The organism is Sessilibacter corallicola (assembly GCF_021290925.1).
GTDB lineage: Bacteria > Pseudomonadota > Gammaproteobacteria > Pseudomonadales > Cellvibrionaceae > Sessilibacter > Sessilibacter corallicola.
Window position 1 is genome coordinate 566,808 of the sequence record NZ_JAJSLX010000001.1, and the last position, 26,938, is coordinate 593,745.

General features: G+C 43.8%; 27 protein-coding genes and 1 other RNA gene. 10 read left to right on the forward strand and 18 right to left on the reverse strand.

What is annotated here, in order from left to right; translation table 11 throughout:
• Window positions 1-7 precede the first annotated feature (7 nt).
• Window positions 8-397, reverse strand: a complete 390-nt coding sequence (locus tag LU361_RS02295) for a DUF2170 family protein (protein ID WP_233086696.1) — start codon at window positions 395-397, stop codon at window positions 8-10.
• A gap of 136 nt (window positions 398-533) precedes the next feature.
• Between LU361_RS02295 and LU361_RS02300 the strand changes: the two genes are divergently transcribed.
• Window positions 534-809: a DUF6471 domain-containing protein gene (locus tag LU361_RS02300; RefSeq protein WP_233086697.1), complete on the forward strand. Its 276-nt coding sequence runs from the start codon at window positions 534-536 to the stop codon at window positions 807-809.
• A gap of 329 nt (window positions 810-1,138) precedes the next feature.
• Here the strand turns inward: LU361_RS02300 and LU361_RS02305 are convergent, their stop codons facing one another.
• The 3 genes from LU361_RS02305 to rsmI form a co-directional block, all read right to left on the reverse strand.
• The gene (locus LU361_RS02305; RefSeq protein ID WP_233086698.1) at window positions 1,139-1,597 is read right to left on the reverse strand and encodes a GNAT family N-acetyltransferase; all 459 of its coding nucleotides are present in this window, start codon (window positions 1,595-1,597) and stop codon (window positions 1,139-1,141) included.
• Window positions 1,598-1,720: 123 nt separating this feature from the next.
• Window positions 1,721-2,072: RNase P RNA component class A (gene rnpB / locus LU361_RS02310), an RNA gene on the reverse strand.
• Between the two features lie 51 nt (window positions 2,073-2,123).
• Window positions 2,124-2,969: a 16S rRNA (cytidine(1402)-2'-O)-methyltransferase gene (gene rsmI, locus LU361_RS02315; RefSeq protein WP_233086699.1), complete on the reverse strand. Its 846-nt coding sequence runs from the start codon at window positions 2,967-2,969 to the stop codon at window positions 2,124-2,126.
• 113 nt (window positions 2,970-3,082) lie between these two features.
• On the opposite strand from rsmI, the gene LU361_RS02320 reads away from it, so the two are divergent.
• The 4 genes from LU361_RS02320 to LU361_RS02335 all read left to right on the forward strand — a co-directional run bounded on the left by LU361_RS02320 (window position 3,083) and on the right by LU361_RS02335 (window position 6,743).
• Complete coding sequence (locus LU361_RS02320; RefSeq protein WP_233086700.1) at window positions 3,083-5,020, forward strand: penicillin-binding protein activator; 1,938 nt, start codon at window positions 3,083-3,085, stop codon at window positions 5,018-5,020.
• Between the two features lie 37 nt (window positions 5,021-5,057).
• On the forward strand, window positions 5,058-5,411 hold the full coding sequence (locus tag LU361_RS02325) for a YraN family protein (protein ID WP_233086701.1): 354 nt from the start codon (window positions 5,058-5,060) through the stop codon (window positions 5,409-5,411).
• Between the two features lie 130 nt (window positions 5,412-5,541).
• The gene (locus LU361_RS02330) at window positions 5,542-6,159 is read left to right on the forward strand and encodes an SIS domain-containing protein (RefSeq protein WP_233086702.1); all 618 of its coding nucleotides are present in this window, start codon (window positions 5,542-5,544) and stop codon (window positions 6,157-6,159) included.
• Entirely contained in the window at window positions 6,156-6,743 is a 588-nt protein-coding gene (locus tag LU361_RS02335; protein ID WP_233086703.1) for a BON domain-containing protein, read from the forward strand. The genes LU361_RS02330 and LU361_RS02335 overlap by 4 nt, the downstream gene beginning before the upstream one ends.
• 71 nt (window positions 6,744-6,814) lie before the next feature.
• Here LU361_RS02335 and LU361_RS02340 read toward each other — a convergent pair whose 3' ends face one another.
• From LU361_RS02340 to zapE, 9 genes are all read right to left on the reverse strand, one after another.
• The gene (locus LU361_RS02340; RefSeq protein WP_233086704.1) at window positions 6,815-7,993 is read right to left on the reverse strand and encodes a thiolase family protein; all 1,179 of its coding nucleotides are present in this window, start codon (window positions 7,991-7,993) and stop codon (window positions 6,815-6,817) included.
• A gap of 730 nt (window positions 7,994-8,723) precedes the next feature.
• Entirely contained in the window at window positions 8,724-9,347 is a 624-nt protein-coding gene (locus tag LU361_RS02345; protein WP_233086705.1) for a Yip1 family protein, read from the reverse strand.
• 397 nt (window positions 9,348-9,744) lie between these two features.
• Entirely contained in the window at window positions 9,745-10,188 is a 444-nt protein-coding gene (locus tag LU361_RS02350; protein ID WP_233086706.1) for a ClpXP protease specificity-enhancing factor, read from the reverse strand.
• Window positions 10,189-10,367: 179 nt separating this feature from the next.
• A complete protein-coding gene (sspA, locus tag LU361_RS02355; RefSeq protein WP_233086707.1) occupies window positions 10,368-11,000 on the reverse strand; it encodes a stringent starvation protein SspA in 633 nt (210 codons plus the stop codon).
• Window positions 11,001-11,379: 379 nt separating this feature from the next.
• A complete protein-coding gene (locus LU361_RS02360; RefSeq protein WP_233086708.1) occupies window positions 11,380-13,596 on the reverse strand; it encodes a ubiquinol-cytochrome c reductase in 2,217 nt (738 codons plus the stop codon).
• Window positions 13,597-13,601: 5 nt separating this feature from the next.
• Window positions 13,602-14,195: a ubiquinol-cytochrome c reductase iron-sulfur subunit gene (petA, locus tag LU361_RS02365; protein WP_233086709.1), complete on the reverse strand. Its 594-nt coding sequence runs from the start codon at window positions 14,193-14,195 to the stop codon at window positions 13,602-13,604.
• Window positions 14,196-14,497: 302 nt separating this feature from the next.
• The gene (gene rpsI, locus LU361_RS02370; protein ID WP_233086710.1) at window positions 14,498-14,890 is read right to left on the reverse strand and encodes a 30S ribosomal protein S9; all 393 of its coding nucleotides are present in this window, start codon (window positions 14,888-14,890) and stop codon (window positions 14,498-14,500) included.
• Window positions 14,891-14,902: 12 nt separating this feature from the next.
• Complete coding sequence (gene rplM / locus LU361_RS02375; RefSeq protein WP_233086711.1) at window positions 14,903-15,331, reverse strand: 50S ribosomal protein L13; 429 nt, start codon at window positions 15,329-15,331, stop codon at window positions 14,903-14,905.
• Between the two features lie 393 nt (window positions 15,332-15,724).
• Entirely contained in the window at window positions 15,725-16,840 is a 1,116-nt protein-coding gene (zapE, locus tag LU361_RS02380; RefSeq protein ID WP_233086712.1) for a cell division protein ZapE, read from the reverse strand.
• 394 nt (window positions 16,841-17,234) lie between these two features.
• On the opposite strand from zapE, the gene LU361_RS02385 reads away from it, so the two are divergent.
• Window positions 17,235-17,723: a Z-ring associated ZapG family protein gene (locus LU361_RS02385; protein ID WP_233086713.1), complete on the forward strand. Its 489-nt coding sequence runs from the start codon at window positions 17,235-17,237 to the stop codon at window positions 17,721-17,723.
• Window positions 17,724-18,050: 327 nt separating this feature from the next.
• Window positions 18,051-19,190: a S1C family serine protease gene (locus tag LU361_RS02390; protein ID WP_233086714.1), complete on the forward strand. Its 1,140-nt coding sequence runs from the start codon at window positions 18,051-18,053 to the stop codon at window positions 19,188-19,190.
• Between the two features lie 136 nt (window positions 19,191-19,326).
• On the opposite strand, the gene hisD is transcribed toward LU361_RS02390, so the two are convergent.
• The 5 genes from hisD to LU361_RS02415 form a co-directional block, all read right to left on the reverse strand.
• The gene (hisD, locus tag LU361_RS02395; protein WP_233086715.1) at window positions 19,327-20,634 is read right to left on the reverse strand and encodes a histidinol dehydrogenase; all 1,308 of its coding nucleotides are present in this window, start codon (window positions 20,632-20,634) and stop codon (window positions 19,327-19,329) included.
• Window positions 20,635-20,680: 46 nt separating this feature from the next.
• Window positions 20,681-21,307, reverse strand: a complete 627-nt coding sequence (gene hisG / locus LU361_RS02400; RefSeq protein ID WP_233086716.1) for an ATP phosphoribosyltransferase — start codon at window positions 21,305-21,307, stop codon at window positions 20,681-20,683.
• Between the two features lie 95 nt (window positions 21,308-21,402).
• Window positions 21,403-22,665 (reverse strand): UDP-N-acetylglucosamine 1-carboxyvinyltransferase, encoded by a 1,263-nt coding sequence (gene murA / locus LU361_RS02405; protein ID WP_233086717.1) that lies wholly within the window; start codon window positions 22,663-22,665, stop codon window positions 21,403-21,405.
• A gap of 74 nt (window positions 22,666-22,739) precedes the next feature.
• Complete coding sequence (locus LU361_RS02410; RefSeq protein ID WP_250647549.1) at window positions 22,740-22,979, reverse strand: BolA family protein; 240 nt, start codon at window positions 22,977-22,979, stop codon at window positions 22,740-22,742.
• 322 nt (window positions 22,980-23,301) lie between these two features.
• Window positions 23,302-24,024 (reverse strand): MlaC/ttg2D family ABC transporter substrate-binding protein, encoded by a 723-nt coding sequence (locus LU361_RS02415; RefSeq protein WP_233086718.1) that lies wholly within the window; start codon window positions 24,022-24,024, stop codon window positions 23,302-23,304.
• A 262-nt stretch (window positions 24,025-24,286) separates the two neighbouring features.
• Here LU361_RS02415 and LU361_RS02420 point away from each other — a divergent pair, with 262 nt between their 5' ends.
• The 3 genes from LU361_RS02420 (at window position 24,287) to kdsC (ending at window position 26,904) form a co-directional block, all read left to right on the forward strand.
• The gene (locus LU361_RS02420; RefSeq protein WP_233086719.1) at window positions 24,287-25,261 is read left to right on the forward strand and encodes a calcium/sodium antiporter; all 975 of its coding nucleotides are present in this window, start codon (window positions 24,287-24,289) and stop codon (window positions 25,259-25,261) included.
• Window positions 25,262-25,331: 70 nt separating this feature from the next.
• Window positions 25,332-26,303 (forward strand): KpsF/GutQ family sugar-phosphate isomerase, encoded by a 972-nt coding sequence (locus tag LU361_RS02425; RefSeq protein ID WP_233086720.1) that lies wholly within the window; start codon window positions 25,332-25,334, stop codon window positions 26,301-26,303.
• A gap of 64 nt (window positions 26,304-26,367) precedes the next feature.
• Window positions 26,368-26,904, forward strand: coding sequence for a 3-deoxy-manno-octulosonate-8-phosphatase KdsC (kdsC, locus tag LU361_RS02430; protein ID WP_233086721.1), 537 nt, complete (start codon window positions 26,368-26,370; stop codon window positions 26,902-26,904).
• The last annotated feature ends 34 nt before the right edge of the window (window positions 26,905-26,938 follow it).

Sequence of the window (26,938 nt, forward strand, 5' to 3'; positions counted from 1 at the left end):
TTCTCGCTTATTGCAAGTAATTTTCGTATGCATCTAAAAAGCCTTCGATGTTATCGAATAAAGCTTCTATCTCAATTTTGATACTCTCTTCTTTTGATTGTGAAGAAAGTGCACCAAAGGCAATGTAATACTCAACACCGTCAATGGCAGTTATGCCAATGGTCGTCAACGGAAATACTTGATGTGTTTTCAAGATTTCGTCGTTTAACTGAGCAGTATCATTAACTTGGCTTTTAGCAAACAAAATAGATTCAACAACAATTTGTTCGCCACTTACGGCGAGGTATGCATCAATGCCATCAGTATTGGTAATACACAAAACTTCGTCTTCTCTGTGTAAAACCCATTGATCCTGTTGATTGAGCATTTCCTCAACTTGTGTGAGATTCCAACCCATACCAATCGGTCTCCTAAATTAATTGTTTTCGGATGTCTCACGATGTAGCGTAGACATAATATAATATTTATAATGTCTGTAAAGATATTTTTTTATTTTTTCGTAAAAAATACTATACAAACACACAAGGCAAATTATGGACCAAAATACTGCACCTAACCCCTGGCGTAAGCTTATCAGCCGTTACATCAAGTCAGAAATGACTAAAAAAGGCATCAAATATGAAGAACTCAGCTCGCGATTGGCGAAAACCGGAACACAGCAAACCGCGGCCAACCTCAGGAACAAAATCAATCGAGGCATATTGGGTGCAGATCTATTCGTACAAATACTGTTTGTGTTAGAAACGAATCAACTCTCCCGCGAACAGCTTATTGAAATTTTAGAAGAGATTGAGAAGAATCCGAATTAATATTTTAAACAGCTAATTTAACGTCTAGCTTTCAGTCTGCCTTATAAGGCTAATGAATTTTGAGTGTTATTTCTATGAATGAATTTCACCGAGAGATTAGCCTGCCTGACCGTTGAAAAAGTACGGACAGTTTGCAAAAACAAGGATAAAACCAAATCTGTAAGTAAAAAATAGTGAAAGGAAATTCTGTGAAAACAAAGTGTTAGGCGAAAAATCAGGAAACGAAAACTTAAGGAAAATTTTGTTAAGCTGATTTATCAAATGACAAAAACACACTTTTACGCTCGTCTACAAAAGGCTAAAAATTGCTTAATGGATATTAATTGAACCTAAAATACCGGCCTTTTCATGACAAAATTGATTAACTCTACACCGCTTATTTTTGCCGTATTTTTTCTTACAGTATAAAAACCGTATTTCTGAAAGAAAGGTTTCGCAGTAATGCTGACCATAGAATGCATAGCAATCTGATCAGGGCATAAACAAATTAAATGCTCCATTAGTGCCTTACCAATGCCCATTGATTGATAGTCACCATGAACAAAAAAGTGGTCGATGTATCCATCACTTTGAACGTCGGCGTAGCCAACAACTTTATTGTCCAAAACAGCAACAAAAGGGTTTATTTCAGTCATTCTCTTGAGCCACGCAGTCTCTGAGAATTGATCCGGCGCCCAAGCCTGTATTTGCTCGAGAGAATAATCGCTTACACAAGTTTGGCGAACTGAAGAATAAAAAACCTCCCACAGCTGCTTCTCTAGACCCAGTTTGAAAGGCTCGATAATCATTAAGACACCATAGATAGACGGATAGGACAGATAAATAGAAAAACTGCAGGTGACTTAGTCAATCAAAGTCAATCAAATTAACGTTAATGAAATGAACAAAAAGTAGAAACAAGAGGAAGAGTAATTCGAAGTCGGCCGATAAGCCGGGTTCTGTCATGGACAGTCATTCATCTGGGATGCTCGTCACCGAACACCTCAAGCAACCTACCCGCCTTCAGTGCGGGCCGCACCATTGAAGGCCTATTTGGTCTTGCTCCGAGCGGGGTTTACCATGCCACAAACTGTTACCAGTTGCGCGGTGCGCTCTTACCGCACCCTTTCACCCTTACCGGCTATCCAAGATAGCTTAGGCGGTCTACTCTCTGCTGCACTGGCCGTAGGTTCACACCCCCCAGGCGTTACCTGGCGCTCTACCCTGCGGAGCCCGGACTTTCCTCCCCAATATAAATATTGGAGCGACTGCCTGGCCGACTTCGAGCGCACAGGGTAAAGATTTTGTTGATAACTGGCAAACAGAATTTAACGACTATTGTCTGTTAAGGCCCCAATCATAAAGCTGCTTCTTTTTTAATCCTGTGTATTTTGCTGCAATAACAGACGCTTTCTTGAGGGGTAATTCTTCTAATAAATACCCCATTAGCCGCTCGGTATCCGAATCAATCTCCGTTAGCTTTTGCTCTCCAGGACCGACCATAACCACAAATTCACCCTTTTGCTGATTCGTGTCTTCTTGAACTTTATCTGCTACTTCAGCCACAGTTCCCGACAGAAAGGTTTCGTAGGTTTTTGTGAGTTCTCTGGCGACAACCACCTCGCGTTGATCACCAAACGTGGCGGCGATATCAGATAAACAAGCAACAATCCGATGTGGTGCCTCGTAAAAAACCAGAGTAGCGTCTGAGCTTTTCAGTGATTCCAACGTTTTCACTCGAGCAGTTGCTTTGGCAGGTAAGAAACCTTCAAATCGAAACTTATCGGTTGGTAAACCCGAAGCACTCAATGCCGCAATTAACGCACAAGCGCCAGGAATGGGAACCACTCGAATCCCTTCACTGCGAGCGACTTGAACCAATCGATACCCTGGATCAGAAATCAACGGCGTTCCTGCATCTGAAATAAGCGCGATATCTTCACCCGCTTTCAACGATGAAATGAGCTTTTCAGTTTTATCGTTGTCACTAAAGTCATGATAAGCCGTCATCGGCGTGGCAATTTGGAAGTAATCCATCAGACGCGCACTGTGTCGAGTGTCCTCTGCTGCGATGAGACTGACTTGCTGGAGAGTTTCAATGGCCCTCGGCACCATGTCACTTAGGTTACCGATTGGCGTGGCGACAATGTACAATTGTCCCCAAGATGAGGTAGTGGCCATACACTTCCCTAAAAGATACGGTTTTTACTGTTGTAGTATTGCAGCAAATAGAATCTCAAGACACGATAATGTGTAGGTAGCTTTGAGAATTTGCTTAACGATTGGATCTTACTGTGAATCAACAATCAGAAAATGGTTTTACTTTCGAGAGCTTGAAAAAAGCACTTAAAAACGGAAAACGTATAGTTAACAATTTCCCATCAACCAAAACGATTACCGTCGCTTGTGCCTGTGTATTGTTAGCTTCCTGTGGATCTAGTAATAACAAGCAACAACCTGCGATAACAACGCCACAAGCCCAAACGGTCGAAGATGTTAGCACACTTCTAGAGCGCGCGCGCTTCGCCGAGTTTCAAGGCTCTCTTGCCGACGCTGAAAACTTGCGTCTTGAAGCCGCTCAATCAATGCTGTCTTTGGGCAACCGTGCGGCGGCAATGAACCTCTACGCCGGTGTCAAACCCGATTTACTCGATATAGACAAGCTCGTCAGTTACAGCTTGGAATACGGCGAATTAGCACTTTCAACGGGCGAATATTATTTAGCAAATCGAATACTCAATAACTCTCGTTTAGTTCTGCAAATTATCTCGGTCAACCCAGAACAAGAGCTTCGTTGGCGAGAAAATCGTGCGAATTTATTCGCCACTATTGATGAACCCATCAAAGCCATTCGCGAACACATTGCCATAACGCCACTGCTCACTGACCTGCAGCAAGAAGCAGCCAACAACGAAACACTCTGGAAAGTATTAACGCAGCTACCAGAATCCGCTCTCACTCACCTATCGGTTCTCGAGAAAAATGATTTGTTACGCGGATGGTACGCGTTAGCGGCAATCAATAAGAACAACAATTACACGCTTGAGCAGCAACTCCAGCAGGTCAGTATTTGGCAAGAACAGTGGCCTTATCATCCAGCCAATCAAAACCTGCCGGAAGATTTAAGATTGTTACAGCAGCTGGTTTCTCAGCAACCTAAACAAATTGCACTGTTGTTGCCGACCACCGGACGTTTCGCGAATGCCGGTAAAGCGGTACGCGATGGTTTTATGGCTTCCTACTTTGCAGATACTCAATCAGGAAATACAACCGCAGAGTTACGAATTTACAACACTGACGGCGCCGACATTAACGCCGTCTACGATCAAGCGGTTACCGATGGCGCAGAAGCAATTATCGGCCCTCTACAAAAAAAACCTCTTGAAGAGTTAAATCTAAGGCCCGGCTTACCAGTTCCAACGCTGGCACTAAATTACGTCTCAGGGTCACTTTTCACACAAAACCTATATCAATTTGGACTTGCTGCAGAAGACGAAGGTCGACAAATTGCTATCCGAGCCTGGAAAGACGGTCACCGCAGAGCCATGATCTTGGCATCGAGCCGAGACTGGGGGCAGAGAGCATCACGGGCGTTTATTGATCAATGGCAATTGCTGGGCGGCACCATTGCAATCGACAGTGAATTTTCTACACAAGCTAAGTTTTCTGACACCGTAGAAAGCTCATTGCTGGTCAATCGAAGTAAGCAACGTGCTCGCACATTGAGACGAGCCATTTCTACCAGCGTTGAATTTGAGCCTCGCTCACGAAGTGATGTCGATATGATTTTTATGGTGGCGAACCCAGGAGACGCCAAACAGCTGAAGCCCACGTTGGCTTTTCACTACGCTGGAGCAATACCGGTTTATGGCACCAGCCACCTTTACAACCCAACAGCGGGGTCTGAAAACAAAGACTTAAACGGAATTAGATTCACCTCTCTGCCTTGGTATTTTGGTTTCAACACAAAACTGAAAACCGATTTAGACCAAACCACAAATACATCGAGCTTCCAAAGCCTTCACGCACTCGGCGTCGATGCTTATCGAGTCTACCCACGCCTGAAACAATTTGAGCTTGTCAGTGATATTCGACTGTACGGGGCAACGGGAAATCTGTATTTAACCGACGGCGGCAGAATTGCACGGGAGCAGTCTTGGGCAATCATTAACTCCGGTGAAGCGAAAGCTCTGCCCACCGTGGCCAGTGGAATTTTATCTAGAGCGGATTAAACGATTGTTCTCGAAAAACAAAATCTCGCAGAGGTCTGTGATCGATGGCAAATCCGCCGAGGCTTATGCTTTGGATTACCTCTGCACCCAAAAGCTGGTTTTTGTAGAAAAAAATTATCGTTGTCGCGGCGGCGAAATTGATCTCATAATGCTCGACGACAGCGATTTAGTGTTTATCGAAGTAAAATTCCGAAGTTATTCGGGCTACGGAACCGCTGCTGAAATGGTTTCAGTGGCGAAACAACGAAAGATTATTCATGCTACCCAGGTTTTCCTGGCCAATCACACCAAATACGCAAATTTTAATTGCAGGTTTGACGTTTTTGCGATAGAAGGCAAGCAAAAAGAAACAATGAACGTTTCTTGGATTAAAAACGCATTTTTGAGTTAACCCAGCCAGTCACGATAGAATTACCCAATATGGGTTCAAACCTATTAATTCGCCAAAATCATAAAAAGACATCAAAATAACAAACAACTTAATGACCACAAATTACCAACACCGCCAGACACCATAATTTATGACCGATGACGAATTAAACCAAGACCTCGAAGAACGGGTTATTACTCTCTTCCATCAAAGCCTTGAAGCTAAAATGGAATCAGGAGAAATTCTCGCTCCCATGCTAGTGGCCGCCAGCCAAACGCTGGTACACGCACTGTTGAGTGAGAGAAAAGTGCTCGTTGCAGGCAATGGTATTTCCGCTGCAAATTCGCAAATACTGGTCAATTGCTTAACTAACCGTTTTGAACGCGAGCGCCCTGGATTCCCGGCTTATGCCCTGGCAACAAACCCCACTGCAATCACCGCGTTTGCCAGTGACACAAGCTTTAACGACATATTTGCAAAGCAAGTTATGGCACTCGGCCAAGAAGGTGATGTCTTAGTGTTGTTCACAACCAGCGGCAACCCAAGTAATCTCATCCAGGCTGTTGCAGCTGCACATGATCGCAACATGGAAGTGTTGGCTTTTACCGGTCGAGACGGCGGCAACATTCCAGCGCTTTTAGATGAACAAGACATTGAGCTGAGAATTCCTGTGGATTCACGCGCTCGAATTCACGAAGTTCATTTGCTGTCTATTTTTTGTGTTTGTGATTTGATTGATAACCAATTATTTGGACCACTAGAAGCATGACGTTCAGCAGTAATCCGTTTTTAAAACTTATCACCGTTATTTTTTCACTAATTTGCTTGTCCGCCTGCACCACTCTGGTGGATATCAGCACAAGCGAACCCATCAAGCCGGATCCAACCAAGAGAACCATTGGCACCTACATTGATGACGAGCAGCTGGAAACCATTGCAAAAGTTAACCTGAGAAAAACCAGCGAAGCACTTAAGCAGTCAAACATTCAAGTTTCTGCATTCAATGGTGTTGTTTTACTCACCGGCCAAGTAGCCAATCAATCGCTTCGAACTCAGGCAGCGCAGGTTGTATCTGATTTGGAAAGAGTCAGGCAAGTACACAACGAACTTGAGATTCGCGACAACGCCACGTTTTGGATGAATCGAAATGACCAGTGGATTTCAACAAAAGTGAAAACCAAGCTGCTGGCTAATAAAGACATCAAAAGCAGTCGCGTGAAAGTGAAAACCGAAAATGGCGTGGTCTATCTCATGGGGCTGCTGAGCCGCGCTCAGGCCGAAAAAGTGACTAACGTTGTTGCGGGCACGAGCAGAGTCGTGAAAGTTGTTAGGGTATTTGAATACGTCGACTAAGACATCGAATTAAAGACACAAAAAAAGCGACCTTAATGGTCGCTTTTTTATTGGAATATTGCTGCGAAAGATCAATCTCTTTCAATAGCAATGGCAATCCCTTCACCACCGCCAATACACAACGCAGCAATTCCGGTTTTCTTGTCGTAAGTTTCCAATGCAGCAAGCAATGTCACCATAATACGAGCACCAGAGGCTCCCAGCGGATGGCCTAATGCACATGCGCCGCCATGAACATTAACCTTAGCGTGATCGAGTTCGTATTCACGCATCGCAGCCATGGTCACTACTGCAAACGCTTCATTGACTTCGTACAGATCAACGTCGCTGGCTGACCACTGACATTGTTGCAGTACATTACCGATAGCACCAACTGGAGCGGTAGTGAACCATTCAGGTTGGTGAGCGTGTTCAGCTTGCGCTTTGATTTTAGCGAGTACTTTAATACCGCGGCTTTTCGCTTCTGATTCAGACATCAAAACAAGTGCGGCAGCACCGTCGGAAATAGAGCTTGCGTTCGCCGGAGTGATTGTTCCGTCTTTTTTAAAGACTGCCTTCAGAGCAGGAATTTTTTCTGGCCTGGCTTTCGCTGGCTGCTCATCGGTATCAACAACGACTTCGCCTTTACGAGTCTTAATGGTGACTGGCGCAACCTCACGCTTGAACTTACCTTCTGCAATGGCTTTATTTGCACGACTTAAAGATTCAATGGCATAGGCATCTTGCTCTTCTCTCGAAAACGAATACTTCTCAGCACAGTTTTCAGCATAAGCACCCATGAGCTTACCGCTGTAGGCATCTTCTAAGCCATCAGTGTACATATGATCCAACATCTCACCGTGACCCAAGCGATAGCCTTGACGGCCTTTAGCTAACAGATACGGAACACGAGTCATACTTTCCATACCACCGGCAACGATGATTTTCGCACGACCAGCCTGAATGGTATCGCATGCCATCTGCACGGTTTTCATACCAGAACCACACACCTTGTTCATGGTGGTAACAGTCACAGAATCGGGGATACCTGCGCCGATTGACGCTTGACGAGCCGGGGCTTGACCTAATCCAGCAGGCAACACGCAACCCATATAAACTTGATCAACGTCTGAACCGGAAATTCCGGCATCTTTCAACGCAGATTCAATCGCAACAGACCCCAATTGAGTAGCGGGGACGTCACTCAAATCGCCTTGAAGACCGCCCATAGGCGTTCGCGCGATACCAACGATAACAACTGAGTCACTCATATTATTTCTCCGGACGACTTGTAGTAAATTATTATTGAGTCATTACAAGCACTCTATTTTGAACATATAAAGCAGAACACGAATAACGGGGAGCTAAATATACGGAAGCATTAAAATAGTATTAATAAAATTATTATTTGAGCTAAGACAGAAAATTCCCGGTATTCCCTAAAATTTAACATCAGCTTTTCAGAAAAATACTTTTGAATTCGCATCAAACACAGCAAAAATAAAAGCGTGGCAAAAAACGAATTAAAGAGAATATTAAATTTATTTTTTATTAATTAAATGCAACAAGGTGTTTAATAAGCACAAGATTAGTCTTCATTGAAACTATATTCCAATTACTTTTACCAATTGTAAACACACCTGAACCTAGCAATTAGTTTTAAAAATTAAACGTTTAATTACAACTTTTTTCAATTTAACTTTTAAATCTATCAATAAAAATAAATAATTAAGACTCAAATTAGAAAACAAACCGAGCGCTACATTTCAGTATTTTAAAAACCCTTAAAATACTTAAGCAGTTGAAAAGAATAGAAAAATACAGGCTTTTACGTTGCTTTTTAACTGTCTGAATTCAGCTCAGCCCTGGACATCTTACGCTAACAAATACCCTTCAATATTTGGCATCAATCGCAATAAAAATAAATAATCAGAATTAAGGTGTTCTTCGGAGGGAAGGCTGAGTGGAATCCCACTCAGCCTTTTATAGAGTACTTACTGTCTATAAGACATCAATGTAAACGGGTTGAATGGCAACAGTCCACACAATCACAGAACCGACACGAACGATTACAGCCAACACAAGCGCTATCGTCACAACAGAGGTGGCATACATAAATGCACGCTCTTTCTGGATATTCATTAATATTGGAATGCCTTCATAAATAAGGTAAATCGCGTAGGCTCCTGCAATACCTAATATGGCGGCATTTAAATATATGTCTGGGTATAAATGGATAATACTCGCAAGAAACACTGGCGTACTAACATAGACAGCTAAGGCAGTTCCTTCGTAATGTCGCTGCTCGCTACTGTCGCGCACACCATAGGTATTAGACATCCAGTTAATAAATTCCCCTAAAACATACACACCTATGATCAAAGCGAAATAGGTAATTGCGCATAGACTTAATGCACTACCTGTGGTCAATCGAGTGACGCTACCATCTCCAAACGACCAACCAACTTGCGTTACACCAATGTAGGCACTCACCGCTGGAATAAGCGCTAGAAAAGGCACATGACTCACAAATACCTGCAAAAATGAATGTCGCTCATTTCTAATTTGTTTCCATTCTTTATCAGGGTGAATCAAGATTCCAAGAGTGTGCTCCAAGATGGCCATAAGCCCCTCCGGTATATGATACTTATTATTAGTTTGTAACAACTAACTCAGTATTAGCTAGGAATTCAACTTACACCAATAAGATCTTCTCATTAAAAATATGGTTATTAGCACGAAGCAGCATATTTTTTGATCAAACAAGCAATCAAATAAGTAAAGATGAATACTAGAAATACGAGTTAAACGTGCTCGGGTGAACACAGTTTGTGAGAAAAACGAAATATTAATCGCAAGAATCTGGCCGAAATAAAAAAACGGTCTGATAAGCAACTAAAAATCGGACTTGAGTCACACTAAAGACAGGAGGGTTTTTCTATACAAAAAAGATAACCGCGCTAGATGACACAGCTATCATTTAAGATTTTATTAATACAGGGTGTCCTAATTTAAGAAAGCGTTACTTTATGACACGTAAGCTCGGTCTAGTACTATTCTGCCCACTTTTAGAACTGTTGTTCGAATCACTAGGCGCAGGCGCAATAGTCGCTTTTTTAGGCTTGGTTGGTTCTGGAGGTTCAGGAGGGGTTTCTAATTCGAACATCATTCCTCGTCCATTCTCACGCGCATAAATTCCGAGAACGGCGAAACAAGGAACGTAAATATCAATTGGCACACCACCAAACCTTGCATTAAAGGTGATTGCCTCTGTACCCAAATCCAGCGACATAACTGCATTGGGAGAAACGTTTAAAATAATTTGTCCGTCTTTATTAACGTATTGTTGAGGCACAGAAACACCGTCTGAATAAGCATCAACAATCAGATAAGGTGTGCAATCATTATCTACTATCCATTCATAATGAGCTCTAATCAAATAGGGCTTACAGGAAGTCATCGACATAAATCTAACCCGCAAAAATCGCTTTGGTAAGTAGGATTCTTGAACACACTTATTTTATAAAAACAAAATAAAGTAATTAAAATTGATAATAAACGAGAATTGTTAAAACTGTTATCAAAGATCAATAACAAGCGTATAGAAACCGCTGATGCATGCGTAACAACATCAGCGGCAAACTATTACAATCGCATTTCTTTTTCGGCTTCGGTCAAGCTTTCTTGGAAAGACTCTCTAGCGAACAGGCGATCCATATAATCGAATAGCGGCTTTGCTTGACGAGTTTTTGGAAGTTTGATTTCAAGCGCATCGAGTCGCCACAAGATTGGGGCTAAGCAACAATCAACAATGCTGAACTCTTCGCTCATGAAAAATGGCATTTCTTCAAAAATAGGGGCAACGGCTAGCAAGCTGTCTTTCAGCTCTTTACGAGCTTTGTTTACAGATTCTTTGTTTTTCGCCAACACAATTGTATCAATTAGTGGAGCCCAGTCTTTTTCGATTCTGTGCATCCATAATCGGCTTTGTGCACGAGCAACAGGATATACCGGTAACAATGGCGGATGAGGGAAACGCTCATCAAGGTATTCCATCATTACTTTGGTTTCATAAAGAGCCAACTCACGGTCAACTAACGTTGGAAGAGAACCATAAGGGTTGAGATCAGCTAATTCTTCAGGTAAATTTTTAGAGTCACTGTTAATAATGTCTACTGAAACACCTTTTTCAGCAAGTACAATGCGTACTCGATGACTGTAGTGATCACGGTCATCAGAAAAATATGTCATGGATGAGCGTTTCGCAACAACTCCCATTGAATGCACCTCAAGCGTATGTTTGATTATAAATTCATTGGCTGATCTTAAACGCTTTGGATCGTCAGCAATCAATGACGATTACCGACCAAAGAGACTAAACACAGCAGCATTTCCCTAAAAAGCTTAGGAATACTCAAGCTGTGTATATTAGAAAATAATTCTAAAGTCTGCGGGACTCAAAACGCATAGCGAATCAACCGAGCCGACCATTATACCTCAAAAAATCACGCTCGCGGGCATCGGTGTGGAAAAATCACAAATAATCAATCAATTACCGCGAAGTCCCTGCTAAATAACCCGTTTTGAATAATCGCCAGATACAAAAAAGGCGCGATTAAATCGCGCCTTTTTTACAACAAACTAACACTCATTCACGTTAGTGAATTTCACGCCAGTACTCTCTGTTGAGTAACCACACAAAGATAAACAGAACGACTAAGAATAGAAGCGCGTAAACACCAATGCGCTTACGATCAAGAGCATAAGGCTCTGCAATGTATTCCATAAAGTTAACCAAGTCGTAGATGGCTTGGTCAAACTCTTTTTGATCCATAGATCCTTTAACTGCACCGACTTTCAAGCTGCCACAAGCTTCATCAGAAATAGCTTCACCCAGCTGATTTCTGATTACATGACCGTGATCATCAAGAGCAGGTCCGGGCGCACACTCAGGTAATCCTTGCAATTCCATGAAAACATGAGGCATTGCAACTTTATCGAATACCTTATTGTTTACACCCGTTGGACGTGTGTCGTCTTTGTAGAAATTTCTTAGGTAGGTATACAACCAATCTGGATTACGAGAACGAGCAACCATAGTCAAATCAGGAGGGGTTGCACCAAACCATGCCTTTGCTTCTTTAGCTGGCATAGAAATCGTCATCAAATCACCGATTCGGTCATTGCCAAGAACAAGGTTTCCCAGCATCTCTTCGTGAGGGATACCTAGATCGTCAGCGACACGCTCCCAACGAGAAAACTTGGCTTCGTGACAACCCATGCAGTAGTTAACAAACCACTTGGCACCGCGTTGCAAAGATTCTTTATCGTTAAGATCTGGCTCCATGTGATCACAAGGGATAGAACCACAAGCACCACCAGAAGCCGCAACCGCTTTAATAGGTACAACCGCTAGTACAGCGAATAGGATGAAACCAGCCCATACGATATATCCAGGCAAACCTTTGGTCTGAACTCGTGCAGGTTCTTCTGTGTAGCTATCTTTGTTCGTTAACCAAGGCGTTAAAATGGTCAAGAAGCCAAGATAGAAACCAACGAGTCGAACAATAATCGGAATCTCAACATCGAATTGACCCATCGCCATGTAGATCAATGTCACACCGAGAACAACCGCAATAACCAAATTGACAGGAGTCATTTGATTCTTTGTTGGGTTGGTGAACACTGGCATTTGAATGAAATACACGAAGTAGTAAAGAGTCGCCAACTGAGCAAGTAATGTTCTGCCTTCAGTAGGAGATTGAACACCTAAGTAGCCCAATACAACAAACATAGCTGCAAACGTCATCAACTGAACGCGCGGCAACCAGCCTTTGTAACGCATGGACTTAACTGGGCTCTTATCAAGCCAAGGAAGTACAAACAGAATGGCAATCGATGCACCCATCGCAACCAATCCTAAGAACTTCGAACTTAGAGGGCCGATATCAATCGTTACAGCACGCAAAATCGCATAGAACGGTGTGAAATACCAAACTGGCGCAATGTGCTCTGGTGTCTTCAGATTGTTAGCTTGCTCAAAGTTGGCATATTCAAGGAAGAATCCGCCCATCTCTGGCATGAAGAACATGACAAAACAGAAAACAAACAAGAATACTGTGACACCAACCAAATCATGAACGGTGTAGAACGGATGGAATGGAACACCGTCACGTGGGATACCGTTTTCATCTTTGTTTTTCTTGATTTCAACACCGTCAGGGTTGTTAGAACCCACTTCGTGAAGTGCCAAAATGTGTAGGACAACCAATGCCAGAATAACAATTGGAAGAGCAATCACATGGAGAGAGAAGAAACGGTTTAGGGTAATACCTGAAATCAGGAAGTCACCACGAATCCACTGTACGAGCTCATCGCCGATTCCTGGAATTGCACCGAACAAAGATACAATTACCTGAGCACCCCAATAAGACATCTGCCCCCAAGGTAATACGTACCCCATGAAGGCCTCAGCCATTAAGGCCAAGTAGATTGTCATACCGAAGATCCACACTAATTCTCGAGGCGCTTTATAAGAGCCGTACATCAAACCTCGGAACATATGGAGATAAACAACAACAAAGAATGCAGAAGCGCCCGTTGAATGCATGTAGCGGATAATCCACCCATACTCAACGTCTCGCATAATGTATTCAACAGATGCGAAAGCTTCTTCTGCACTCGGCACGAAGCTCATTACCAACCAAATTCCTGTGAGTAACTGGTTTACCAACACAAGAATTGATAGAACACCAAAGAAATACCAGAAGTTGAAGTTCTTAGGTGCGTAGTATTTACCCATATGGGTATCCCATGCGCGCTGAACAGGCAAGCGCGCATCAACCCAATTTAATAATTCGGTCATCTTGCTCATTACAATTACGCCTCTTGATCAACACCCACAGTTAGAAGAAAGTCACCTTCAAATGAATGAGGTGGTACTTCTAAGTTAATTGGCGCAGGAACGCCCTTCAGGACTCGACCCGCCAAATCAAACTTAGAACCGTGACAAGGACAGAAAAAACCACCCTGCCATTTATCACCGCCAAGATCAGCGGCACCAACTTCTGGGCGGAACAAAGGCGCACAACCAAGATGCGTACACAACCCTAACAACACCAAGTATTCGTCTTTGATAGATCGAAACTCTTTGCCGACATATTCGGGTTGTTGTGGCTCATCAGAGCCAGGATCACGGACCTGGTCGTCCATTTTGCGAATACCGTCCAGAATTTCTGGTGTACGTTTTACAACGTAAACTGGTTTTCCGCGCCACTCCAGGGTAATCATTTGGCCAGGTTCTAGTTTCTCTAGATTAGCTTTAACCGGAGCACCAGCGGCTTTCGCCTTTGCACTGGGGTTCCAGGAGCCTACAAACGGCACAGCTACACCGATTGCACCTACAGCACCAACTGCAGACGTAGCCGCAGTTAGAAATTTGCGCCGTCCGGTATTTACACCGTCTTCACTCATGAGGCTTTCTCCCATTCCAGGTTCTCTTAACGATAAATACAGATAACCGGGTGAATCACTAAGGTTGAACTTTCGTATTATTAGATATGATAATAAATTCCATCATGGTATATAACTTGCGATAGACCCTCAAGAATACATACCCTCACCTCGTTACACTTCAACTTAGACTTGACCTTTATCAAGGCTTCAGAAGCTTTTAAAAATGTTAAAAATTGGTGTAACGAGCCAAAAAAAAGCCCGAGCAGTTGCCCGAGCTTTTTCTGATAAACCACAAAACAGACGTAAGCCCGTTTGAAAAATTAACGTTTTGAGAATTGTGGTTTCTTACGAGCTTTTCGCAGACCAACTTTCTTACGTTCAACTTCACGAGCGTCACGGGTAACGAAACCAGCGTCGCGAAGAGGTCTTCTAAGTTCTTCGTCGTATTGCATTAACGCGCGAGTCAAACCGTGACGAATTGCACCTGCTTGACCGAAGCTACCGCCACCTTTAACAGTAACTTTGATATCGAACTTTTCAGTAGCTTCTGCTACTTCAAGCGCTTGACGAACAATCATTCTAGCCACTTCACGACCGAAGTATTCGTCTAAGGTACGACCGTTAATTGAAATATTACCGCTGCCTTCTGTGATAAAAACACGGGCGGTAGACGTTTTTCGGCGACCAGTGCCGTAGTATTGAGTTGCTGCCATGTTAACCCCCGATTAAATGTTTAGTTCTTGTGGTTGTTGAGCGGTATGAGGGTGCTCTGCACCGGCATAGACTTTCAACTTTTTAAACATTGCACGGCCAAGAGGACCTTTTGGCAACATACCTTTAACAGCGATTTCAACAGTACGCTCTGGCGCTTTCTCGATTAGCTTGTCGAAGCTAATGGATTTAATGCCACCGATGTACCCAGTATGATGATAGTACATTTTATCGGTTGCTTTGCGGCCAGTAACGTGTACTTTTTCAGCGTTAATAACAACGATGTAATCACCGGTATCAACGTGAGGAGTGTATTCTGGCTTGTGCTTACCACGTAAGCGACTTGCGATCTCTGCAGCCATACGACCGAGAGTTTTACCTTCTGCATCAACTACGTACCAGTCGCGTTTGACGGTAGCAGGATTGGCACTAATGGTCTTCATGTTATTTTGCCTAACTCTGAAAATTTAAGGATGGACTGGCGTTTGTAGCTCGCCATGATTGCCAAATCGGCAGTATTCAAATCGAATACCCTAAAGGTTATCTTTTTAGAGATTAACTTAAGTTATAGCTCAAGAAACCAACTAGTCACTTGTAAACAACTCTAAAACGATATTTTCTTGAAAAAGAAAAGCTTATCTAAATTTAGCCTTGAATATCGTCGCTAAATTCGTAAATTCAGACAATTATTACATCCAAATTAAATCTGACGACGCCTAAAAAGGAGCGCGGATTCTAATTCGCGGACGAACAAATAACAACCCCTAAAACTGGTATGAATATAAAATTATAAAATTTACAGCAAACGAAGCTCTGATGCGGCTTAAAAGCTACTACTAAGGTCTATGAGGACGAGCTAAATAATCGTGGCTTTGCATTTCTAACAATCGGCTAGTAGTTCTCTCAAATTCAAAACTGAGTCGGCCGCCAGCGTATATGTCCGGCAGTTGGACTTCCGCTGAAATGATCACTTTTACGCTTCGATCGTAAAACTCATCAACCATATTAATGAAACGACGTGCTGAATCGTCCGTATCGCGATTAAGTTGGGGAACATTGGACACCAAAACCGCGTGGTACTCTCGAGCCAGTTCAATGTAGTCATTTTGAGATCTCGGCCCTTCGCACAGCTCTGAGAAATCAAACCAAACCACGTCTTCAGCCTCAAAGCGAGAACATATAATTCTTCCCTCAACTTCAACTTCGGTTGACGCTTTAATCTCTTCTTTATCAGGCACCAAGCTGTAGAAACTCGCCTGCAAGCTCTTATCCGCTTGATCGTCCAGCGGGAAATGAAACAATTCTGCTTGTTCCAACGCTCGTAATCGATAATCAACACCACCATCAACGTTGACTATCAACGTGTGTTTTTCCAACAAAGAAATGGCCGGTAGAAAACGAGCTCGTTGCAATCCATCTTTATACAAACCCGAAGGTACGATGTTAGAGGTAGCAACCAAGCTTACTCCACGCAAAAATAATGCGTCTAATAAAGTTGCCAAAATCATGGCGTCGGTGATGTCGGTTACGAAGAATTCATCAAAGCAGATGACTAACGCGTCATCAGCAATGCGGTCAGCAACAATTTCGAGTGGATTTTTTTGCCCGTCTAAAGTTTTTAATTCTTGGTGAACTCGACGCATAAACCGGTGAAAATGGGCTCGCATTTTTTTCTCAAACGGCAAACTTTCATAAAAGTTGTCCATGAGATACGTTTTTCCACGCCCGACACCGCCCCAAAAATAAAGGCCTTTCACAGGCTCGATGGCAGGTGCTTTGCGACCCAATAATCGACCAACGAAAGATACGCTCTTAACACTCTGCTCAGATCGCTCAACCAATTGATCATACAACGACTGAAGATGCTTAACGGCCTGCTCTTGTGCGGCGTCGTAGTTAAAATCTTCTCTCTCAAGATCGCGCTTATATCGGGCAAGCGGTGTATTTTCCATGGTGATACATTCCTACTAACCAAAACTGACGAAGCCAAGTTTGTCGTACAAACACTGTTGATAAACCACTAGGACAAACAGCGATTTATCTCAGCAACGAATCTTATCTATACTCAAGCTAACTTCGTATATAAAACAGTAATATTACCTTAAATGAATTCAAATTAGTGTTTTATGCGATTGTTGTAGGTTTAACAGACCCTAAAAAGCATCGCGTTAAAACCCTAATTCACGCACAAATTGAAAGAAATCATTTTTTACCCTTCACACTCAGTGTTAATCTTGTTAAATAACAACAACATTAAACTGGCATTTGCACAGAAATTAATGTGCTTCAAATATAAAATTAGCAATCCATACAGTTATTGCACGTGGATTTGAGTAGGAGTATCAGGTGTTTTCTATTACGGCTTTAATTCTTACCGGAGTGTGCTGCATACTCGTTGGCGGCGGTATTGGTTATTTTATCGGCTCTCAATTTAGCACTGATAAACAAGCAACCAAAACAATGGAAGCCCGAGTAGAAAGAGCTGAAGATGAGCTTAAGAGCTTTCAAGCAGACGTTACCGAGCATTTTCAACAGACCTCAGTTTTGGTAAATAAATTGACTGAAACGTACCGTGATGTTCACGAGCACCTAGCTGGTGGCGCAATCAAGCTTGCCAATGCGGACATTGGTAAAGAGCTCGTGGAAGGCGCGTCAAAACAATGGGCACAGGCTCAAGTGACAAAAGAATTGTTATCAGAAGACTCTGTTGTCGAGCCGCCTAGAGATTGGGCACCGAATAAAGGCACCTTGAGTGAATCTTTCGGTTTAGAGAATACGCAAACTCACCCGGACGAAGAAAAAAATCCAACGCCGGAGAAAGTTCATACCAGCTAAGCCTTCCTACATTCTTGAGTTATTCGAATAAGTCGAGCTATTTTCGGCTTATTCGCTATGCTTCCCTTCATATCCCCGCAACTTTTCTATCAAGAACGCATTTCGACCGCCATAAAAGTAGGTTAACATTGCCAGATTCAGGCTCCCCAAAACTTGAATAGACATAATTTCAGTGAGCACAACCAATGCTCGGCGAGAGCAAACTTTACACTAGCGCCTTAACGCGGAAATTATTGGTAGAGAATCTGCACCTTTTAGCCTTCACGGATGAAGCAAAGAAACAATACAACGCACATAACGACTCCTAAACCAACCGATGAGAATTTCGTGAAGAAATTTATTGAATATGTAATGTGGCCTGTAGTTATCGGCTTAATTGCAGCGGTATCCGTCATGTTTGCACTGCCCAAAATCAACGGCACCCAACTCAGTCAAAACAGTCAAATTGCTGAACAGACGGACTTTGTTCAAACAAGCGGTCCCGCGAGCTACTCTTACGCAGTGAAAACCGCTGCGCCATCTGTGGTGAATATATACGCACGTAAGCTTTCCCAAAAAAGACGATATCCATTTATTGACGACCCATTGTTTCGTCACTATTTCAACAATGCCAACCACTTGATGCAGCGTCGATTGCAATCTGCGTTAGGGTCGGGCGTGATTGTTAATGACGACGGCTATATCCTTACAAATAATCATGTTATTGATGATGCGATAGAAATCGTAATTCTCGTCCACGACGGAAGAGAAGCTCTGGCAGAAGTGATTGGTAGAGATCCAGAAACCGATTTAGCCGTTCTCAAGGTAGATTTGCCGAATTTAACTCCGGCGACCTTGGGCAGCCCAGCTAACGCGAGTATTGGCGATGTAGTACTCGCAATCGGCAACCCATTCGGAGTGGGTCAAACGGTTACTCAAGGAATTATCAGCGCCACTGGCCGCTACGGTCTCGATTTGAGCAACTACGAAAATTACCTGCAAACAGACGCTGCAATCAACCCGGGCAACTCAGGGGGCGCTCTTGTCGATGTAAATGGCGCCCTACTTGGAATCAATACCGCGATTCTCGATGACAACGACCCATCGGTCGGAATTAGCTTTGCTATTCCCTCTGATCAAGCCATGCAAGTCATGCGTAATATTGTGGAAAATGGCAGAGTGATTCGGGGCTGGCTCGGAATAGAAGCGCAACCACTGAATCCGAACATCGCCAAATCCATGGGTTTAAGCAGTAATGGTGTGGTTGTTATTAGTGTTTACAAAAACGGCCCAGCGCATGTCGCAGGACTGAAGCCCGGCGACATCATCACTCATATTGATGATTTACCCGTAGGAAATGGCCGTGACAGCATGAATCAAATCGCTGCCAAAAAACCCAATGAAGAAGTTGTGGTTGATCTTATTCGCAACGGAAGACACTTCAAATTGTCTGCATTGCTGGCTGAGAAACCTGTTATTTCGAGCTAAGCCATCTGGTTTGAGTTAAACCATAACTCAAACTAATACGGCGCAGGTTTCAAGCACTTCAGATATGGCTGTGTAGTTCCTACCTTATTCAGTAAGAATTACACAGCTTAGAAGGAATGATTACTCTATCTGGCAATTACTTCTTAATTCTATACTCGGCTGATCTTGCGTGAGCTTCAAGATCCTCTCCTCTGGCCAAAACCGAAGCAACTTTCCCTAACTCAGAAGCGCCATCGGCGGAGCAATGAATAATTGAGCTTCGCTTTTGAAAATCATAGACACCAAGCGGTGAAGAAAAACGCGCGGTTCCCGAGGTAGGAAGTACGTGATTTGGGCCCGCACAATAGTCACCGAGCGCTTCTGCGGCGTAACGCCCCATAAAAATCGCCCCGGCGTGACGAATTTTCGGCAACCACTGTTCTGGGTTTTCAACAGACAACTCCAAATGCTCAGCCGCGATAACATTTGCGATGTCCATGGCTTGGTCAAGATCGGAACATTTAATCAATGCACCGCGAGATTCCATAGAAATTTTGACAATTTTCTCTCGGCTTAACGTCGGCAACAGCTTTTCAATACTGGTTTTCACCGCATCTAAGAACGCCTGATCTGGAGAAACCAATATCGCCTGGGCCATCTCATCGTGCTCTGCTTGAGAAAACAAATCCATGGCAATCCAATCTGGATCGGTTTGGCCATCGCAAATGACCAGAATCTCAGAAGGCCCTGCAATCATGTCAATTGCTACCTGACCAAATACAGCACGCTTGGCAGAGGCAACAAAGACGTTACCGGGACCGACAATTTTATCCACTTTGGGCACAAGATCGGTTCCATAAGCCAATGCCGCTACCGCTTGGGCACCACCAATGGCAAACACACGATCGACACCAGATATTGCTGCGGCGGCAAGCACCAAATCATTAATGTCTCCATCGGGTGTCGGAACAACCATGATAACTTCTTCAACACCAGCAACCTTGGCGGGCATAACGTTCATCAAAACCGATGAAGGGTAACTCGCCTTACCACCGGGAACATAAACGCCAACTCGATCTAACGGCGTCACTTTCTGGCCCAGGACGGTGCCGTCAGCCTCAGTGTACTGCCAGGAATCCTGCAACTGATGCTGATGATAACTTTTAACCCGCTCAGCCGCTTTTTCGAGCGCTTCTCTCTCAGCCGTTGAGATTCTTGCCAACGCCTCCTGTTGAGACTGCTTTGTAATCTCAAGCGCTTCAACCGAATCTGGTGTCCAGCGGTCAAGCTTTCCAGTCAACGCTATTAACGCCTGATCACCTTCGGACTTAATACGATGAATAATGTCATCAACAATCGTCGTTACTTGATGATCAACCACTAAATCCGTATGCAGCAATTCTTTTAACTGCTGATCAAATTCAGGGCTTTGTGCATCTAGCTGTTTGATGTTGATTTGACTCATCGCTCTACTCTTTCACTACTTTGTTTGGAAATACGGTTATTACGCGTTAACTAACGGCTTTTCGAATACCTTCAATGATTGTACCGATTTTCTCATGCTTCATTTTCATTGAAGCTTTATTGACGATTAACCGAGAACTGATGTCCGCAATGTGCTCGCGCGGCTCTAAACCGTTGGCCTTGAGGGTATTACCAGTATCGACAATATCGACTATTTCATCGGCCAATCCGATAATCGGTGCAAGCTCCATGGCGCCATAAAGCTTAATGATGTCAACCTGACGGGCCTTCTCGGCGTAATACTGCTTAGCCACGTTAACAAACTTAGTCGCCACTTTAATACGGCCAGATTTGGTCTCTTTTCCTTTGATACCCGCAGTCATTAAACGACAGCGAGCGATGCCTAAATCTAAAGGCTCGTAGATGCCTTCGGCGCCGTGCTCCAACAGCATATCTTTTCCTGATACGCCGATATCAGCCGCACCAAATTGCACGTAAGTCGTAACATCAACGCCACGCAAAACAATAAACTTCACGCCTGGCTGGTTGCTGTCGAAGGTCAGTTTTCGGCTTTTTTCGATGTCTTCGAGAGGGTATAAATCTGCCGCAGCGAGTAACGGAAGGGTTTCCTTCAAAATTCGGCCTTTGGTTAAGGCGATTGTTAATTCTGTCATGATGTTTTACTTCTTTTTGAATAGCGCCATCAAAGGCACTATTCAATTGTTATTCATTAACGTCCAAAGAATCCGATTAGGAACACTTAACCAACCTAACCAGGTACTCGTCGAATATTAGCGCCCAGCAATTGCAGTTTTTCTTCAATACACTCATAACCGCGGTCAATATGGTAAATACGATCCACCATAGTTTCGCCGTTGGCAATCATGCCAGCAATGACAAGACTGGCGGACGCTCTTAAATCTGACGCCATTACCGGAGCGGCTTTCAACTCTTCCACACCAGTTACAATCGCAGTATTGCCTTCTAGGCGAATATTTGCACCCATTCGATTTAATTCATGAATTTGAATGAGGCGATTTTCAAAAATGGTCTCGGTAACCGATCCTGTACCCTCAGACACAGCATTCATCGCCAAAAATTGGGCTTGCATATCGGTGGGGAAAGCCGGGTAAGGTGCGGTACGCAAACTCACCGCTTTTGGTCGATTGCCTTTCATGTCGAGCTCGATCCAATCAGGACCAGTGGAAATGCAGGCTCCTGCTTCGTCCAGTTTCAACAACACAGACTCTAACAATTTTTCGCAGGTATCTTTTAGCTTAACTCGACCTCGACTTGCCGCCGCTGCTACCAGATAGGTACCAGTTTCAATGCGATCAGGCATGACATCAAACTGACAACCAGATAACGATTTTACGCCTTCAATAGTCAGCGTATCAGTGCCAATACCGTCAATTTTAGCGCCCATTTCAACCAAACAATTGGCGAGATCAACAACCTCTGGTTCTCTGGCAGCATTTTCAAGAATGGTTGTTCCCTCAGCCAAGGTCGCAGCCATCATTAAGTTTTCCGTACCGCCAACGGTCACGGTATCCATAAAGAAGTGGACCCCTTTAAGGCGACCGTCGCTCTTTGCGCGAATGTAACCTTGGTCAACTTCAATCGTGGCTCCCATTGCTTCAAGACCACGAAGATGAATATCCACAGGTCGACTGCCAATGGCGCAACCTCCCGGAAAAGAAACATTCGCTTCGCCAAAGCGGCTCAACATAGGCCCAAGCACTAAAATTGAAGCGCGCATGGTGCGAACCAGATCGTAAGGAGCGGTATATTCAGAGATTGAGCTGTTATCGACTTCAACACACAGTTTTTCGTCAATCGTTACGCCCACCCCCATACAACGCAATAAAGCCAGCATGGTAGTAACGTCGTGCAAGTGCGGTAAATTGCCCACTTGCATGGGTGTTTCAGCGAGTAAAGTAGCCGCTAATATCGGCAGAGCTGAATTCTTAGAACCCGATATGCGAATTTCACCACTAAGCGGACCACCGCCTTTGATGATTAATTTATCCATGTGTTGGAGCCGTGAATAATGAAGGTATTAATGGAATTGGGTACAGAACCTAAACAACAATGATTCAATGCAACTTATTGTTGCTGCCATTGCTCAGGTGTATACGTTTTCATGTTTACTGCGTGTATTTCGCCACTTTTAATATGAGCGTCTAATACACCATAGATTAATTGTTGTTTTTTTACTGGATTCAACCCTTCAAATGCTGGGCTAACAACCACTAAATTTACGTGAGAACCAGAAACTTCAACTGTTGCTTGGCAATCATCGATGTTGGATTCAATAAGCTGTTTAATCTCTTCCTCTGGAATCATTGTCTCTCACTTTCAGGGATAAGTAATGGTTAAACGAAGGTATTCGAGCATCGATCAATCAAGTTAGCGTTGACACTTATCAACTGCATCTCGGCAATAGGGCTCGGCAACAATTTCAAAAAGGCGCGACATTTTAAAGAATAGGGGCAATAAATTCACCTAAATTCGCACAAAAACCTCAATCAACAAAATCCACCAAACAAACCGGGTCTTGAATGGGTATAACACAACGAAAGAGAGGCTCAAATGAGCCTCTCTTTGTTAATCATTTATTGCGCAAATTCCAAATTGGACATAATTAAGAATTAGGCGCGACAAGAAACTAAGCATCCCAGTTATCGATGACTTTTTTCACATCGCCGTCATTTTGCTTAAGCGCTACTCGGAACTGATCTCGGAACGTTTTGCCAAGATTAATGCCGTTGAGGTTCATGTTACGCAATACCCATTCACCTTTCTTATTGATACCCATAGTGTAAGAAACCAAACTTGAACCTGTTGGCCCTTCAACACGCTGGCGCACCACAACGCTCTTTTGACCAGCCAAATCTGCAGATGGCGGAATCACCTCAACTTTAAAATCAGCAAAGCTCGCCATGCCTTTTGTATAAGTGGTAACTAAGTTGCGCTTAAATACATTGGCAAAACGCTTGAATTCGTCCCTAGAAACCGAAGTTGCATTCTCTCGGCCCATAACGTTAAACGCGATAAATCTGAAATCGACAACCTGGCTCAATAAATTGTCTAGGTTGTCTGCCATTTTTTCAGAGTTGTATTCAGGGCTGGCCTGGGCTTCTCTGATCAGATCAAGCACCACGTCGGTAACCTGCGTTACAACCTCATGAGCACTGACTTCTGCCGCGCTATTTTTGATAACCAACTTGGCGCTGTCTTTGGCTTCTTGAACTTTTGCTTCAGACTTTTCAACTTTTTGCTCAGCGGTAGCTTTTGTCTCTTCCTGCGCAACCACCATTTGATGGCTCATCATCAAACTACCCGCTAACAAACCACTGATGATCAAACGCCCTAAATTCTGTCTAGTCATGAATCCACTCCCAATCTAGGTCACTAAACTTATTCGACCTTTTTCTGCGTAGGTCCTTTAGAAACCGGTTATTAATTTTAATCTTACGGGGTTTAAATGCCACGGATAATAGCCATTAACTGATTTGTAAACAAATTTGTCGGCCAAAGTGACAAGACCATCTACAACCATTACCATTGCCGGCCTTTTAATCTCTTGTTATGACCGTTGGATCATTCAAAAGGTTGCATGAATTGCCTTACTCAAACTTAAGGACTACGAGATGTCAGAAATTTGGATTGCCTGGGGCGCTATTTTACTAGGCTTTGTCGGGTTAATGTGGAGCGCGGACCGATTTGTTGACGGCGCGGCCGCATTTGCAAAAAACCTTGGCATCTCCAAACTTATTATCGGTTTAACCATTGTTTCGCTCGGGACTTCAGCACCAGAAATTGTTGTCTCCATCAGCGCTTCAATCAAAGGCGAAGGCGACCTTGCCGTGGGTAACGCCCTCGGCTCAAATCTGGCCAATATCGGGTTAGTTCTTGCGATCACCGCGTTAATCGCACCGCTTCCTATCTTTAAACACATTCTTACTCAGGAAATTCCAATTTTACTCGGAGTTACCATTCTCGCCGGGATTTTCTTAGCCGATGCCCAACTGGAAGTGTACGAAGGCATCATTTTGGCTGGCACTGTTGTCCCATTGATAACGTGGATGATCATCAATAAAAGAAAGCACCCGTCGCCCGAGGAAGAAGACTCCGACATTGAATCCATGGCCAACGCGAAAGCCGGTATGTGGTTTTTGATTGGTTTAACGCTGTTAATCATCAGCTCCGAAACCTTGGTTTGGGGAGCAACAACGGTTGCAACGCATTTTGGTGTTAGCTCGCTAGTGATTGGATTAACCGTCGTCGCCGTTGGCACCAGCCTTCCCGAGCTGGCCGCATCTGTTGTCAGCGCCTTACGCGGTCATCACGACATTGCTTTAGGCAACATCGTAGGCTCAAACATCTTCAACATTTTAGCGGTGATGTCGGTACCTGGAATTTTGGGTCCACTGTCGATGAACAGCGAAGTGTTCATCCGTGATTACGCTTCTATGGCTGCGATTACGGCCTTCTTAGCCATTGCACTGTGGATTGACTTTAAGCTCGTAGCGAAAAAGAACAACGGCGTTGGTCGTCTTGGCAGAGTGATCGGACTGATTCTTTTAGCGGGCTATGCCACCTACTATGGGGTATTATTCGCTTAAAAAACGCACTGGCGACAGCAACTGTTAGCCCCCTATTTTTTGTTTAACTTGAAAGAATATTGATACTGTAATGACCGAATTGACACACATTGATGTTGGCAAGCGCACTGTCCGCATGGAATATGACGCCATCAAACTATTAGAAGATCGGATCGATGATGATTTTGCCAAAGCTTGTGAATTAATTCTCGCGGTTCAAGGTCGAGTTATCGTCACTGGAATGGGAAAATCCGGTCATATCGGCCGCAAAATCGCTGCCACACTTGCAAGCACAGGAACCCCAGCGTTCTTCGTTCATCCAGGCGAAGCCAGCCACGGTGACTTAGGAATGATCACCGAAAAAGACCTTGTGATTGCGATTTCAAATTCAGGGAAATCCACTGAAATCCAAGCCTTGTTGCCGTTGTTCAAAAGAATGGCCATTCCCGTGATTAGCATGACAGGCAGCGCCGAATCTCCGCTCGCAAAAGCTGCGCTAATCAACTTGGATATCGCGGTAGAAACCGAAGCTTGCCCACTCGATCTCGCGCCAACTTCCAGCACCACAGTAACCTTAGTTATGGGCGATGCCTTGGCTGTCGCTTTACTGGAAGCCCGTGGATTTACCGCTGAAGATTTTGCTTTTTCTCACCCCGGTGGGGCTTTAGGACGAAAACTCCTGTTGAAAGTCGAAGATATTATGCACAAAGGAAGCAGCATTCCTGTTGTAAATCTTCAAACACCACTGAGTCAAGCCTTAGTAGAAATGACGCAAAAAGGGCTTGGAATTACCACGGTTGAAGACGATAACGGAGAGCTGGCCGGTGTATTCACTGACGGTGATTTGCGTCGCCACGTTGACCTAAAGACCGACCTTTCAACCGCCACTATGGCGAATGTTATGACGGCCAACCCAAAAACAGTCGCGCCGAATTTGCTTGCAGCACAAGCACTGAAGCTCATGGAAGAAAAGAAAATTACGGCAGTTATTGTCGCCGACGAATCCCACAAACTTGTCGGCATTTTGCACCTACACGACATATTAAGGGCCGGTGTTTTTTAAATCCGATTATTCGCAATAACCGAAATAAACCCCTGTTTCGCCGCCATTTATACTGGATCAAGCTGTGACTGAACTAACCAACGATTTACGAGACAAATTTCAACAAATTAAATTATTATTGCTGGATGTCGACGGCGTATTAACCGACGGAAAACTGTACTTCAGCAACGACGGCAACGAACTTAAAGCTTTTAACACCTTAGATGGTCACGGCATTAAGCTGCTCCAAAAGTCAGGAGTTAACGTCGGAATCATTACCGGCCGTAAGAGCCAACTCGTTCAAAAAAGAGCGGCAGATCTCGGCATTGAAATTTTAGTTCAAGGACGAGAGGACAAATTTACTGCCCTTAAAGAAATTCTTGATACTCATAATGTCGACATGGAAAACATCGCATTTATTGGTGACGATTATCCCGATTTAACCGTCATGACCAAGGTCGGTATAGGTATTACCGTCGCCAATGCTTTGCCTGCTATGGTTGAACACAGTGATTGGCAAACTCGCCGAAAAGGCGGCGAAGGCGCTGTGCGAGAAATATGCGACCTAATTATGACAATCCAAGGAACGTTCGACGCAGGATTAGCGCCCTACATTAGCTAACAAACCGCAGTTAACAACACGCCAATTAGGCGAA

Excerpts from the sequence above, each read along its gene's own strand:
- LU361_RS02295 (WP_233086696.1), bottom strand. The coding sequence starts at position 397 with ATGGGTTGGAATCTCACACAAGTTGAGGAAATGCTCAATCAACAGGAT.
- LU361_RS02300 (WP_233086697.1), top strand. The coding sequence starts at position 534 with ATGGACCAAAATACTGCACCTAACCCCTGGCGTAAGCTTATCAGCCGT.
- LU361_RS02305 (WP_233086698.1), bottom strand. The coding sequence starts at position 1,597 with ATGATTATCGAGCCTTTCAAACTGGGTCTAGAGAAGCAGCTGTGGGAG.
- rsmI (WP_233086699.1), bottom strand. The coding sequence starts at position 2,969 with ATGGCCACTACCTCATCTTGGGGACAATTGTACATTGTCGCCACGCCA.
- LU361_RS02330 (WP_233086702.1), top strand. The coding sequence starts at position 5,542 with ATGACCGATGACGAATTAAACCAAGACCTCGAAGAACGGGTTATTACT.
- LU361_RS02335 (WP_233086703.1), top strand. The coding sequence starts at position 6,156 with ATGACGTTCAGCAGTAATCCGTTTTTAAAACTTATCACCGTTATTTTT.
- LU361_RS02340 (WP_233086704.1), bottom strand. The coding sequence starts at position 7,993 with ATGAGTGACTCAGTTGTTATCGTTGGTATCGCGCGAACGCCTATGGGC.
- LU361_RS02345 (WP_233086705.1), bottom strand. The coding sequence starts at position 9,347 with ATGGCCATCTTGGAGCACACTCTTGGAATCTTGATTCACCCTGATAAA.
- LU361_RS02350 (WP_233086706.1), bottom strand. The coding sequence starts at position 10,188 with ATGTCGATGACTTCCTGTAAGCCCTATTTGATTAGAGCTCATTATGAA.
- sspA (WP_233086707.1), bottom strand. The coding sequence starts at position 11,000 with ATGGGAGTTGTTGCGAAACGCTCATCCATGACATATTTTTCTGATGAC.
- LU361_RS02360 (WP_233086708.1), bottom strand. The coding sequence starts at position 13,596 with ATGAGCAAGATGACCGAATTATTAAATTGGGTTGATGCGCGCTTGCCT.
- petA (WP_233086709.1), bottom strand. The coding sequence starts at position 14,195 with ATGAGTGAAGACGGTGTAAATACCGGACGGCGCAAATTTCTAACTGCG.
- rpsI (WP_233086710.1), bottom strand. The coding sequence starts at position 14,890 with ATGGCAGCAACTCAATACTACGGCACTGGTCGCCGAAAAACGTCTACC.
- rplM (WP_233086711.1), bottom strand. The coding sequence starts at position 15,331 with ATGAAGACCATTAGTGCCAATCCTGCTACCGTCAAACGCGACTGGTAC.
- zapE (WP_233086712.1), bottom strand. The coding sequence starts at position 16,840 with ATGGAAAATACACCGCTTGCCCGATATAAGCGCGATCTTGAGAGAGAA.
- hisD (WP_233086715.1), bottom strand. The coding sequence starts at position 20,634 with ATGAGTCAAATCAACATCAAACAGCTAGATGCACAAAGCCCTGAATTT.
- hisG (WP_233086716.1), bottom strand. The coding sequence starts at position 21,307 with ATGACAGAATTAACAATCGCCTTAACCAAAGGCCGAATTTTGAAGGAA.
- murA (WP_233086717.1), bottom strand. The coding sequence starts at position 22,665 with ATGGATAAATTAATCATCAAAGGCGGTGGTCCGCTTAGTGGTGAAATT.
- LU361_RS02410 (WP_250647549.1), bottom strand. The coding sequence starts at position 22,979 with ATGATTCCAGAGGAAGAGATTAAACAGCTTATTGAATCCAACATCGAT.
- LU361_RS02415 (WP_233086718.1), bottom strand. The coding sequence starts at position 24,024 with ATGACTAGACAGAATTTAGGGCGTTTGATCATCAGTGGTTTGTTAGCG.
- LU361_RS02420 (WP_233086719.1), top strand. The coding sequence starts at position 24,287 with ATGTCAGAAATTTGGATTGCCTGGGGCGCTATTTTACTAGGCTTTGTC.
- LU361_RS02425 (WP_233086720.1), top strand. The coding sequence starts at position 25,332 with ATGACCGAATTGACACACATTGATGTTGGCAAGCGCACTGTCCGCATG.